The sequence below is a fragment of the Acinetobacter sp. C13 genome, assembly GCF_016809775.1.
Taxonomy (GTDB): domain Bacteria; phylum Pseudomonadota; class Gammaproteobacteria; order Pseudomonadales; family Moraxellaceae; genus Acinetobacter; species Acinetobacter pittii.
The window spans coordinates 188,390-201,064 of record NZ_JAFBJL010000003.1 but is presented as its reverse complement, the minus strand read 5'-3'; the positions used below and the strand labels follow the sequence as shown (position 1 = coordinate 201,064).

Below are 12,675 nucleotides of genomic sequence, written 5' to 3'. Positions count from 1 at the left end.
ACCTTAATTATTAATTTGTGAATATTCAAATTTAGAAATCAATAGATTATTATCAACAGCTGAATTGACTAAGCTCTCTAAATCTTGTGTCGATGATAATGTTTTCCCTAGTAACCTTTCTAAACAATTCAACAAAATATTACCATTACGAACAACTTTATGCATGTAATGAGATGAATAAATAAATGCATGAATACAACATGATGCAGCAAAAATTTTTGTATATTCTTCAGCTTTTTTAAACGATGATACAGGTATATCTTTAGATAAAGCATGATTTAAAAAATAATCGTCCACTTCTTCTAATTTAATTATTAACTGTTCAATTTTATTATTTATTCTGAAACGTATTTTATCATCAATCTCTTTTAAAATATTTATATTAGACTTTGCATTTAAAAGACCTGAAACTATAAAATCATTTCCTTTACTTGATAATTTTAGAAGTTTAGAGTCTAATGTTGGAAGATCCTCTTTAAGTGAAAATAAATATTCCATTTCCTTATTTAAAAGTACATCTTCAGCACATTTAAATCTTTTTTTTGCAATAGCAGGAAGTTGAACAATAAGCATTTGTAAATTAATGGTTGTATTACCGTCGAATAAACTAATTAGTCTACAATCTCGTTGCAATTTACTAAAATCCCCATAATCATCAAGTCTCTCAAGATAGGATCTAGCACCAAGAACATCTACTAAATAATTAGTCATTGACTCAATAGCAGGGGGCACAAAAGCTTTTGCAGCAGCAGAGATAATACTCATTTGTTGAGGTAATAAATTTATTGCACGACTAGAAAAAAGACTTACACATTCTGAAATTATTAAATCAATAGCTGCATGTTCAAGCCTTCTTTTTACAAGAGGTAGTTGAGCTAATGTACTATGATAAATATGACGTTGATTCGCAAATTGCCAAGCCATTCTTAGTGCATGATCACCTGCACCAGAAGATAAAGCACAGCATAAAGTTCTTGTTATCTGGAATCCACACAAGATAATTTCTAATCCATGCCCTTCAAGCCCAACCAATTGATCTTTTGATAGAATTGCATTATTAAAACGGATTCCACTAATATCTGCACCACGAATACCATGTGTTTTTATTTTAGGTAAATAACTAAATTGCCCCTCATTTAAAGTGCTTTTATCCACCCAAAAAATACTAAAATCACGCGAATTATTTTCGTTATTTGTACGTGCAAATACTGAAAGTGTTTTGGATCGCCGAGCATTATTAATCAGATATTTTTCACCATTTAAAATAAATTTGTTATTTGACTTATGAGCTACAGTATTAGTAGACGAAATATCACTACCATTTTCTTGTTCTGTTAATGCTAGAGAAATAGCTTCATAGCTTTGAAGACTACTAGCCAATTCTTTACATTGAAACTCAGAACCAGCTATCCAAATTGAAATTGAACCCAACATGGTTTTTCCATGACCAATAGCTGTTGTTAAATCTCGTCGTGAAATTAATCTAAGCAAATGAAATAGTTCATCATATCCTTCGAGTCTTCCTCCATGTTCTTTAGGAATATAATAATTTGGCAACCCCCACTCATTAAGCTTATTTACGATTGCATTCGGAAATTCAGATCTTTGATCAAGCTCTAATAATGCTTGATTTGAATATATATTTTTTGAATTATAGGCACCACCTAATGCAGTTTCTAACTCGTGCGTCAACCATTTTAGATTAATCATGCTTTAACCATTTTTCTGTTTGGAACTGAATAAAATACAAAAATTAAAAATTAATTATTGTGAGCTCACCTTTAAGCCATAAATCTTTTACTCTTCTTCGCTGCACCTTGCCACTTGTAGTTCGTGGTAAACTACCTTTAGGCATAAATTCAATTGAAGCAACAGGTGTTTGAAAATTTGCACTAATTTCTAAATTTATTTTCTTTTTTATTTCAATGAACTGCTCTTTATCAAGTTGGGATCTATTAGAAATTTCTTGAACAATTACAATTTTTTCATTGTGATCATGATCTAAGCTAAAAGTTGCTGAGTAACCCGAAAATAGGACAGGATCCATTTGTGTAACATGTTCCTCAATATCTTGAGGATAAATATTTTTACCATTAATAATAATTAAATCTTTTAAACGGCCAGTTACAAATAATTCATTACGATTTAAAAAACCTAAATCTCCAGTTCTTAGATATTCTTTCCCATTCTCAGGATTAGTTCTTGCATGAAATACTTCATCACTAAGAGAAATCTTCCCCCAATATCCTTTTGCAACAGATAAACCAGACACCCAAATCTCACCAACTTCATTTTCAGCTAGTTGTTGTTTAGATTCAGGATTAACAATAATAACGTCTAACTCATAACTCCAACCAGAACTTACAGCTGCAAAAACACCATCACCCTCCTGTTTCTCAATAATTTTATTTAATGAAAGAGCTGAGGAGTCAATATACAAAGTGCGATACTTCATATCAGGATTACCACCGGTAACAAATAATGTTGCCTCAGCTAAACCATAACAAGGGTAAAAAGATTGTCCTTTAAAACCATATTGACTAAATAATTTAGCAAATGTATCAATTGTTTTTTCTCTAATTGGTTCCGCACCATTAAAACAATTTTTCCAATGCGATAGATCTACATCTAATAACTTATTAGGGTTATATAGTTTTACACAATGTTCAAAACAGAAATTAGGACCGCCCGATGTAGTGATTTTATATTCACTAATTGCTTTTAACCAATTCATTGGATTTTTTACAAATGCAATAGGTGACATAAGAACTAATGTCGCACCCAAATATAAAGACTGTAAAATAAGTCCAATCAACCCCATATCATGATAATACGGTAGCCATCCACCCATTACAGTATTACTACTATGTTGATATTTATGTTTAATAAGCAAACTATTATGAAGCAAGTTTCCATGACTAACCATGACACCCTTAGGGTCACTAGTCGAACCAGATGTGTATTGTAAAAATGCTAGATCAGATTGGCTTAATGCTACTGATTCTAATCGGTATATTTCTTCTAAATTATCTGTTGCAATACAAAGTATATTAGAACTTTCATTCCATACCTGAATTTCATTATTTAAACTTTGCGTACTTAAAATAGCTGAAACATCAGCGTCTTTCAAAATATAACGAACTCGTTGAAAGTGAACCGATTTTGATGAATAAAAAGACATTGGTACTGCAACAACACCAATATATTGACAAGCCATAAATGCAATAATGAAATCTACATTTTGTTTATATAACAATAAAGCGCGATCGCCTTTATTTAGTCTCTTCTGTAGATGACCCGCAACTTTCAGGACTTCTTGATGTAATTCACTAAAAGTTAATACTTTACTTTTCTCACCTCTATCATTTAAAAGCACTAATGATGGCTTACTTCCAGCATTTTTTATATTGTAATTAAAATAATCAATGATAGTTTGCATAATTTTCCTGTAAAGATGAGCAAGATATAAATTTTATTAATGAATATAAGAAATTTTGGAAATTATTATATTTATTTTGAAATTAATCAAAACTTTCCAACCAAAACCTGTAACATCTGACAGGTACACTATAGATGGCCATGATTATGTAATTTCATAAATAACTTTTAATTTAATTATATTTCTAAATTATTTAAATCTTGATATAAACAATATAAAATGACAAAATGAAAAACAATAAGTTATTAATTTTATTAATTATTTTTAATTTAAGTATTGGACTCTATCCAAATCATCAGAAAATATTCATTACCGTTAGATTATTGAGCATTCTTAAAAAGAATTTATAAGGCCACTTCTACAGATTGAATTTAGTAAGATATTTATGAAAAGTATAAACTTCACACAGATCAATAATAATTAAAAAAATTCTCTACGCAGTAAACTAATATGTTAGATATATAATTATGATAATCAAAAAATTGGCTATATATTAAATTTTATCCCCAAAAACCAAAATCAATTCTTAGTAGAGAACTTAATTAATATCAAAATTAATACAAAATACAATTAGTATAAACAAATAATTGTAAAATAGAACATATCACTACATAACTAACAAAGGCTAATTTATGAGTATAATATGCTTATAAGACTAATTTACAGAATTTTAAATAAATTTAATACTAGCTGAATCTCAGCCTAATAGTATCTGACTTATTCCTATATAAAGCCAAATATGATTACATGTTCTTCTCGACTTATTTTACTACCTATTATTTTTCAGTAGATTAGTACACCACAATACAATCATCATTTGGAATTCAATATCTTCATGAGCTTTAGTACATTCTAATAGAATAACGTTTTAGCTATACGGATAGAGCAGTAATGATAAATCAATGGACTCAAGCATGTCATAAAAAAGTCATTTAGATGGTATACAGTAATAGATGCTTATTTTATATGCTAAAAATAGTTTTTTTTAACTGACTGCTTTTTTAATATCCGAAAAGAATGGATGAAAGATTGTTTGGATATATTGAGATTTATTACAATGAAATCAGAAATTATCTTATACATAAATAGCTCATGTCTTTATGAAAAAAACTTATAGGAATTAATGACCAAAATTTTCAACTAAGAGTATAAATTATAGTTTTACAAAAATTGAGTAGATATTAATACTCATTAGAAGAGGGGAAGCAATGGATATATATGATTTAATTGATATTACTAAAGAAAATTTTGAAAAAGCTGTTACTAAAGAAGAGTTTATACAGATATGTGATTATTTTTTCAATAGTATAAAAATTGATTATTTTATGATCTGCATTTGTGATACTACTTCATTAGTTAAACCTCAAACTATCATAATTGATAATTTCCCTAAGCTTTGGTGTAAAATATATTTTGAAAGAAATTTCCAAAAATGTGACCCAATAACAGATTATTGTTTTTCAAATGCAAAACCTATTTTTTGGCATGAACTTCTTAAACTACCCAAATATCAAGAACCACGATATAAAACAATGTTTACTGTAGCTCAACAGTTTAATCTCAATTCAGGAGTAAGTATTCCCTTTACAACTGCTAAAGGTGATATGGGAATGATAAGTTTAGTAAGTAAATTAGACATTAAAAATAGTGAAAAAATTTTAACCCAAAGTATTCCTTTCGGAATGTTGTTAGCTTGTCATCTATCCGATTGCATATACTCAAGTAATTTAATAAAAAGTAATAAACTAAACACAAATATATCAAAGTTAACTAGCCGAGAACATGATTGTTTATTGTGGGCTAGTGAAGGTAAAACTTCATGGGAAATTTCACAAATTTTAGGTATAACTGAAAGAACCGTATTATTTCATATGAATAATGTTGTTAAAAAAATTGGAGCTAAAAATAGACAACATGCAGTAGCTCAAGGAATCGTTAGAAAAGTTATTTTACCAAATTTTATGGACCATTCCCAGTAACATAAAACCACAAGGTATTTTTAATTAGGGTTAATATTACGTTCTTATAAGCTCATGTAACCCCAATCCTATAATTAGCGAAGTTCTTTAATTTATGGTATTTAAATTTCTGCGATATAAAATTAGCTCATATCTTTCATTTTGAGCTTTAGCTGGAAAGTTTAAGATTTTTTGATTTGAAGTCTTTGTTCTAAATTAATAGCTAACTTATCTAATACTTGATACAAAACTTTAATGTCTTCACGTATAGCAACAATGCTATTAATTGACTGCCTTCTGTTTCATTTAATGAATAACAGAATAAAGATTAGGGTTTGACATTGCGTGACTATTCTTATCAAGAAGAAAAACGAATCTCTCACCATTGCTTATTACAATTCATTTTATTGAAATTACCAAAACCTCTTTAAAAACAGAAAAGGTTTACAGAATTACTTGTAATTCTGTAAACCTTTTCTTAAAGTATTGTTTTCTAAAGTTAATTTTTAGAACTTAACAAAACATAATTTCTCAAGTGTACTAGAACGGTAAATCGTCGTCTAAATCAGCTGGTGCAGAAGCCGGTTGTTGTGGCGCTTTAGGCGCAAAACCACCCGCTTGAGGGTTGCTTCCACCATTACCGAAACCACCTTGGTTACCATAACCACCGCTGTTTTGGCCATAGCCGCCACCTTGGTTGTTATTATTTTGATAACCATTACCACCTTGTTGAGGTGCGTTAAAACGTGGTTGATTAAAATCATTACCACCAGCGAAACCTTGTTCACCTTGTTGACGAGCATCCAACATTTGCATCTGGTCGCCACGGATTTCTGTTGTATAACGCTCTTGGCCATTTTGGTCTGTCCACTGACGCGTACGTAATGAACCTTCAATATAAACCTTAGAACCTTTACGTAAGAACTGCTGAGCAATTTCCCCTAAACGGTTATGCAAAACAATACGGTGCCATTCTGTTTGTTCTTTACGTTCACCGGTATTTTTATCAGTCCAAGCTTCACTTGTCGCGATTGAAAATTGGGTCAACGAGCCCCCATTTGGAAAAGTTTTTGTTTCAGGATCACGACCCAAAGTACCAACCAAAATAACCTTATTTACACCACGCATTAGCTGTCTTCATCCTATAAATTTCTATGTTTTACTTTATAAGAGTTATGCTTAAATGGCTACCTCTTTACCGAACAACTGCGTTAAATCACGTCGCGCAGCATCATCTAGAGACTGTTTATCGACTTTAATATAAGCAACTTGCTGGTCAGGCATCACCACAACTTCTTCGATACCACGAATTGCCAATAGCTGTGTGGTCCACTCATTCACCTGTTGCACTTGCGGCAATGGCAACACAATCGATGACAAATACCGCGGCTGAGCTAAACCAAAACTAATTAGCAACCATATTATAGCAATCCCTGCCAAGACACTCCATCCAATCGCAGTATTATGTAACATCAATAATTGACCACCTAGTGTGCCACCAAAAAAAGCGCCTAAAAACTGACTACTGGCATTTACGCCCATAGCCGTTGCTTTTGACTGAATTGGAGCAGACTTCGACAACCAAGAAGGCAATAAAGCCTCCATCACATTAAATGCAATAAAGAAAATTCCTAGGCCAGCAAGCAAAACATATTTTGACTGGTAACCAAATATGAGCAGCAGCAAACCTGCAATAATGCCTGTAATTGCTGTTAAGAAAATCCCGCGCATTTTGCGATATTTTTCAGCAATGATAATGCTTGGAAATGCAAAAAACAGGCTAATGACTAACAGTGGTAAATACACTAGACCATGGCTTGCTAAAGGAATATGTGCAAACTCGATGAGCTGTGAAGGCACATAAATAAACATGGCCGTCAGCAATAAATGCAGTGCAAAAACCGAAACGTGTAATCGGTTTAAATCATCCATTTGAATGACTTGCTTAAGCTGTGCCATGTAGCCTTGCTGATAATTACGATGATGGCGAGTGACTTTAGGTACAAGCAATAACATCGCAATCGCAATCAAGCCCATAATGGTCGTGACAAAGAATAAGCCAGAAATACCGACAAGGCTTGTGAGCCAAGGCCCAAGGCTAAAAGCGACCACGAAAGACAGACCAATACTCATGCCCATCGCGGCCATGGCTTTAGTACGCTGCTCTTCACGTGTCACATCGGCTAAAAGCGCCATGACAACAGCTGAAACTGCACCCGCCCCAGCGATAGCACGGCCAATAATTACGCCATAAATGGTGTCAGATAAACCCGCAATTGCACCACCAATCGCAAACAGTAATAGGCCAAAGACCACAAGTGGTTTACGGCTAAAACGATCTGCCAGTAAGCTAAATGGAATTTGCAAAATCGCCTGACTTAAGCCATAGACACCTACAGCCAAACCAATGAGTGCTGGAGTCGCATATTGATATGACTGCCCAACTACAGAAAAGACAGGAATAATCATGAACAAGCCCAACATGCGTAGTGCAAAAATACTACTTAAGGCAAAAGTTGAGCGACGTTCCAAAGCATTCATCATATCAATACACGTTATCAAACTAGGTAAATTATAAGCCGATTCGTTTCTAAAAATACGGAACACCTTATTTAAAATAACGATTTGGGCTTAAAACAATAAAGAGGCATTCAGCCTCTTTATTCTATCGAAGTTTGCTGAAAATTAGCTTAAGGCGATTGTTGCTCGCGCTTTGAATATTGAATTGAAGCAATAACCGCCCAAACAATAAACGCTACACCAATTAAACCAGTAACAACTTCAGGTACATGTACGCCTGTACCACTTGCAATCATAATGAATGCTAAAGCACCGATCGCATAATGCGCGCCATGTTCCAAGAACACATAGGCATCTAGTGTGCCTTTTTCAACAAGGTAAACTGTCATTGAACGGACAAAAATAGCGCCGATCGCAAGGCCCAGCATAATCACGACAACATCGCTAGTAATTGCAAAAGCACCAATCACGCCATCAAAACTGAATGATGCATCTAATACTTCAAGATATAAGAAACCACCTATACCCGCTTTAACTACGCCAGAAGCCGCGCCCGATCCATCTTTCATAATAGCATTGCCATCTTCGTCAATTTCAGGCTCACCACCTAACATATGACTTAATACTTCAACGCCAATATAAACCACAATGCCCCAAATACCTGCCATAGTCACCACAAGGCGCTGCGACTCATCAACATTTGCTGCCATAATTAACATCGCAATTAGAGCAATAAAGACAGACATTGCTGGTACGCTTGCTAAACTAGAAAGTTTAGCTTCAAGCCATCTGAACCAATGGGTTTCTTTTTCTTCATCAAAGAAGAAGTTTAAGAACACCAGTAATAGGAATGTTCCACCAAAAGCCGAAATTTCAGCGTGATGTGCCATTAAACGTTCAGAATAGGTTTTCGGATCATTGAGTGCCAATTTAGCTACTTCAATCATTCCCATATCCGCAGTCACGGCAACAATCGCCACCGGGAAAATTAAACGCATACCAAAAACGGCGATTAAAATACCTACCGTTAAAAAGAGCATTTTCCAGAACGGATCCCAATTACGTAGAACCGATGCATTTACGACAGCATTGTCAAAAGATAAAGAGACCTCCATTACAGCTAAAATGGCTGTAATTGTTAAAGCTTTAAGCATGGTAGACACGCCCGCTTCAGGTCCATGGGTAAAACCCCAATACGCGGATAGTGCTAAACACACCACCGTAAAAAATATCGAAAATCGGAAATGCTTCATGGATCAGACCTATACCAAGAATAAATTTAATCTTTCTTAAAAACCGCCGCTATTATATCGATAATTAACCACAAAACGATGTTGTTTTGTGCCGTTATTCAATTTCATTTATCTATATGTTTAATAAAGAAATTTATAATATTTAATTAACTCATTAATCGTATTAAATATTTTCTTTGGATATATCTATCATTATTATTTTTGTATTTTAAAATTGATTTAAAATCTGGTTCAGCTGTCTTAATTTAAATGGAATGTTTTTATGCTTTTTTCTCAAGAACTTTGGCAACGCAATTTAAATTTATATCAAAAAATTCTCGACCTGCCTTTTAATCAGGAACTTGCTAACGGTACTTTAGATAAAGAAGCTTTTTGTCATTATGTTATTCAAGATGCTCAATATTTAGTGGCCTATGGTCGTGTGCTTGCTGTTGCAGCAGCAAAGGCCTTTGAGGCTGACGATATTATGCAATTTTCAGATGCAGCTAAAATTGCGATTGTGGTGGAGCGTAGTTTGCATGATGACTTCATGAAAAATTTTGGAGTAACCCAAGAAGAATTTAAAAATACACCATTAACTTTGGCAGGCCACCACTACACTTCATTTTTAACAGCAACTGCTTGGTCTGAAAGCTACCCCGTTGTACTTGCTGCGCTTTTACCTTGCTTCTGGATTTATGCCGAAGTTGGCAAAGATATTGTAAATAAATCAATTCCGGATAACCCTTACCAAGCATGGATTGATACCTACGCAGGTGAAGAGTTCCATACCGCCGTTCGTAATGTGATTGCGACAGTAGATAAAGTTGCTGCACGTTGTGATGCAGACACTTTAGAAAAAATGCATGCTGCTTACACCATGGGTGCAAAACTTGAATGGTTGTTTTGGGATAGCGCCTACCATCAAAGACAATGGTTAGGTTTAGATCATATCTAAATCAAGATGAGGCTTCGACCATTTAATTATTTAAATGGTCAGCCTTAAATTTAACTTTGAAACAACTGCCAACCGTAAATCAAACCTGCCACGGCCACCACCCAACATAAAGTTGCCAGTCCTAGACAAGACCACATCGACATACGCGTTGCCAGCACATAAACAGCAATTAAATAAATGGCATAGGGAATAAGTGACCATAGACCAAACAGAGCTGTTTTTTGTAACGCCTCTGCCCCTTTTTGCTGAAAAACAATCACGTGAGCAATCAAAGCAAATGTAGGAAAAAGCGGGACTAAGCCTGCAATATAAAATGCCTTACTTTTCGATAAAATCGAAATAATAAGGACAATCCCAGCCCCCAACATACATTTTAAAAATAACGCCCACATGCGCTGATCCTATCTGGTCATTCCAACCCAAAACGCTGTATTTTGCGCTTTTTAAAGAAAATTAACAGCGACCAATGCAATCAAAGCTGGAACTGCCTGAATATAAATAATCTTTTTGCTGGCAGTCAGACCACCATAAATACCTGCAATGAATACACAGCCTAAAAAGAAATTGGCAAGTGATGTGGCAAATGGTGCATCTACCAATAAAGACCAAAATAAACCCGCCGCTAAAAAGCCATTATAAAGCCCTTGGTTCTGTGCCATAACTTTGGTGAGTTTTGCTTTTTCTGCATTATTTCCAAAGGCTTTCATGCCATAAGGCTTGTCCCACAAAAACATCTCTAGTACTAAAATATAGACATGTAATATTGCGATAAGCGCAATTAAAATTTGTCCGATCATACAATTTTCCTTTTTATTTTAAAGATATGAAAAAAGATCAGTCTCTCGACTGATCTTTTATGTGTTAGGGCTTTAACAACACTTTGCCTTGACGAGCACCTTGCGTTGCTCTTTGAGCAGCTGTTTTAATCTCATCAAAACTAAATACGCCTTCTACAGGTAGGATTAATTTTTTCTGAGTCGCTAGCGTTAATAGTTCAACAATCAGTTCCTTTTTACGCGCTGCCGGCATTTCTTTGTTGACCACACTCGCCCAGAAACCTTTTACTGTCGCTTGTTTAAAAATCAAATCACCCGATGAAATCTGCATAGTTTCACCAGTCATACTGCCAAACGAAACAAGCAGGCTATTTTCACTGAGCAGATTAAGCATTTCACCACTTGCGCTGCCACCAATCGAGTCCACACCAGCAATCAGAAGTTGGTCGCCGTGAATTTGTTTAACTTGCTCTTTCCAGTTAGGTTGATCAGTTGCAACAACATGCTGAATACCTAATGCTTGCATCTCTGCAATTGCGTCAGTACGACGAACTAAATTAATGACAGGTAAACCACGTGCCTGCGCAATCATGGCAACCGTTTTACCTACTGCGCCATTCGCCGTGTTTTGAATGAGCCATTGACCCGGTTGAACATTTACAAAGTCCAATAGCATGAGAGCACTAATTGGCATACCAATCAGCTGCGCTGCTGTCTCATCATCAATTTCATCATTGAGCGGAATAAGCCCTTGTGCTGGTGCAATAAAGTATTCAGCCCAACTGCCATGCACAGCTGCAACTGCAATACGTTGCCCGACTTGTACATGAGTAACGCCTTCGCCCAACGCATCAACAATACCAACTGCTTCACTACCACCAATCGCAGGTAAAGTCGGCTTATAGCCATAGCTTCCGCGTACTGTCCATACATCATGGTTATGGATCGGAGACATGATGGTTTTAATACGTACTTCGCCTGCTTTCGGTTCCGGCTTTGGCATATCCGCCTGCTCTAAAACGTCTACAGGTTCGCCAAAATTACGATGGATAATACTTCGCATGCTTTATTCCTCTATCGGTTTTAAGAGTTCTTGGGTGGTTTCTAAAGCTAGATGTAGATGTGCTTTGTCTTGCGACAATTTTGTGAGTAAAGCAGCACCTAACCATAACTGATACATGACTTGCGCAGTTTTTAAAGGCTCAACGTGTTTTGGAATTGATCCTTCTTGTTGCCCTTCTTTGAGTAGTAGAGCCAAACGCTGCGTTAGTTTGTGCACACCGTCATTGAGAATTTGACGCATATCTTCCGACAAGTCAGAAACCTCTGCTGCTAACTTCACAATCAGACAGTTTTCAGCCCAACTACCGTTTACGGGATCATCAATCCATGCCTGCCATAGAGCCATTAAACGGGCATGAGCACTTTGCTCGCTATGTTGCCAAAGTTGTTCCATACGCACTTTATAGTCAGCCATATATTGCTCTAGCAATGCACAGCCAAATGCCTCTTTCGAAGCAAAGTAGTGATAGAACGAACCTTTAGGTACGTCACAAGCCTTTAAAATTTCTTGCAAACCAACACCGACAAACCCTTTTCGTAGCACCAACTCAAAGCTGGTATCTAAAATGTGCTGTCGTGTGGTTTCACTTTTATTTAATCGTTTCATGCATACATCATAAACAACTATTAGACCAGTCGTCTAGTAAAGTTATGTTGCTGGTTAAAATTTGCTTAGAGTAGAAATCTGAAGTAAGGAATGTTAAAAATACAACCTGCTTAATTAAACAAA

At 35.1% G+C, this 12,675-nt stretch carries 11 protein-coding genes; 2 read left to right on the top strand and 9 right to left on the bottom strand.

Annotated elements, in window-relative coordinates; all coding sequences use genetic code 11:
- Positions 1 to 3: 3 nt before the first annotated feature.
- Complete coding sequence (locus JGE69_RS10705; protein WP_199113385.1) at positions 4 to 1,710, bottom strand: acyl-CoA dehydrogenase family protein; 1,707 nt, start codon at positions 1,708 to 1,710, stop codon at positions 4 to 6.
- A gap of 43 nt (positions 1,711 to 1,753) precedes the next feature.
- A complete protein-coding gene (locus tag JGE69_RS10700; protein WP_199113384.1) occupies positions 1,754 to 3,439 on the bottom strand; it encodes a fatty acyl-AMP ligase in 1,686 nt (561 codons plus the stop codon).
- A gap of 1,208 nt (positions 3,440 to 4,647) precedes the next feature.
- Between JGE69_RS10700 and JGE69_RS10695 the strand changes: the two genes are divergently transcribed.
- Positions 4,648 to 5,418 (top strand): LuxR family transcriptional regulator, encoded by a 771-nt coding sequence (locus tag JGE69_RS10695; RefSeq protein ID WP_199113383.1) that lies wholly within the window; start codon positions 4,648 to 4,650, stop codon positions 5,416 to 5,418.
- Between the two features lie 519 nt (positions 5,419 to 5,937).
- Here the strand turns inward: JGE69_RS10695 and ssb are convergent.
- The 3 genes from ssb to JGE69_RS10680 form a co-directional block, all read right to left on the bottom strand.
- The gene (ssb, locus tag JGE69_RS10690) at positions 5,938 to 6,525 is read right to left on the bottom strand and encodes a single-stranded DNA-binding protein (RefSeq protein ID WP_005066890.1); all 588 of its coding nucleotides are present in this window, start codon (positions 6,523 to 6,525) and stop codon (positions 5,938 to 5,940) included.
- A 51-nt stretch (positions 6,526 to 6,576) separates the two neighbouring features.
- On the bottom strand, positions 6,577 to 7,941 hold the full coding sequence (locus JGE69_RS10685) for an MFS transporter (protein WP_014207901.1): 1,365 nt from the start codon (positions 7,939 to 7,941) through the stop codon (positions 6,577 to 6,579).
- Between the two features lie 146 nt (positions 7,942 to 8,087).
- Positions 8,088 to 9,170, bottom strand: coding sequence for a DUF475 domain-containing protein (locus JGE69_RS10680; RefSeq protein WP_005066886.1), 1,083 nt, complete (start codon positions 9,168 to 9,170; stop codon positions 8,088 to 8,090).
- A 262-nt stretch (positions 9,171 to 9,432) separates the two neighbouring features.
- Here JGE69_RS10680 and tenA point away from each other — a divergent pair, with 262 nt between their 5' ends.
- Positions 9,433 to 10,107: a thiaminase II gene (gene tenA, locus JGE69_RS10675; RefSeq protein ID WP_199113382.1), complete on the top strand. Its 675-nt coding sequence runs from the start codon at positions 9,433 to 9,435 to the stop codon at positions 10,105 to 10,107.
- Positions 10,108 to 10,157: 50 nt separating this feature from the next.
- On the opposite strand, the gene JGE69_RS10670 is transcribed toward tenA, so the two are convergent.
- The 4 genes from JGE69_RS10670 to JGE69_RS10655 form a co-directional block, all read right to left on the bottom strand.
- The gene (locus tag JGE69_RS10670) at positions 10,158 to 10,499 is read right to left on the bottom strand and encodes a GlpM family protein (protein WP_199113381.1); all 342 of its coding nucleotides are present in this window, start codon (positions 10,497 to 10,499) and stop codon (positions 10,158 to 10,160) included.
- Positions 10,500 to 10,550: 51 nt separating this feature from the next.
- Entirely contained in the window at positions 10,551 to 10,904 is a 354-nt protein-coding gene (locus JGE69_RS10665) for a DUF1304 domain-containing protein (RefSeq protein WP_086264742.1), read from the bottom strand.
- A 64-nt stretch (positions 10,905 to 10,968) separates the two neighbouring features.
- Positions 10,969 to 11,946 (bottom strand): zinc-binding dehydrogenase, encoded by a 978-nt coding sequence (locus JGE69_RS10660; protein WP_199113380.1) that lies wholly within the window; start codon positions 11,944 to 11,946, stop codon positions 10,969 to 10,971.
- Between the two features lie 3 nt (positions 11,947 to 11,949).
- Positions 11,950 to 12,552, bottom strand: coding sequence for a TetR/AcrR family transcriptional regulator (locus JGE69_RS10655; protein WP_199113379.1), 603 nt, complete (start codon positions 12,550 to 12,552; stop codon positions 11,950 to 11,952).
- Positions 12,553 to 12,675: the final 123 nt, after the last annotated feature.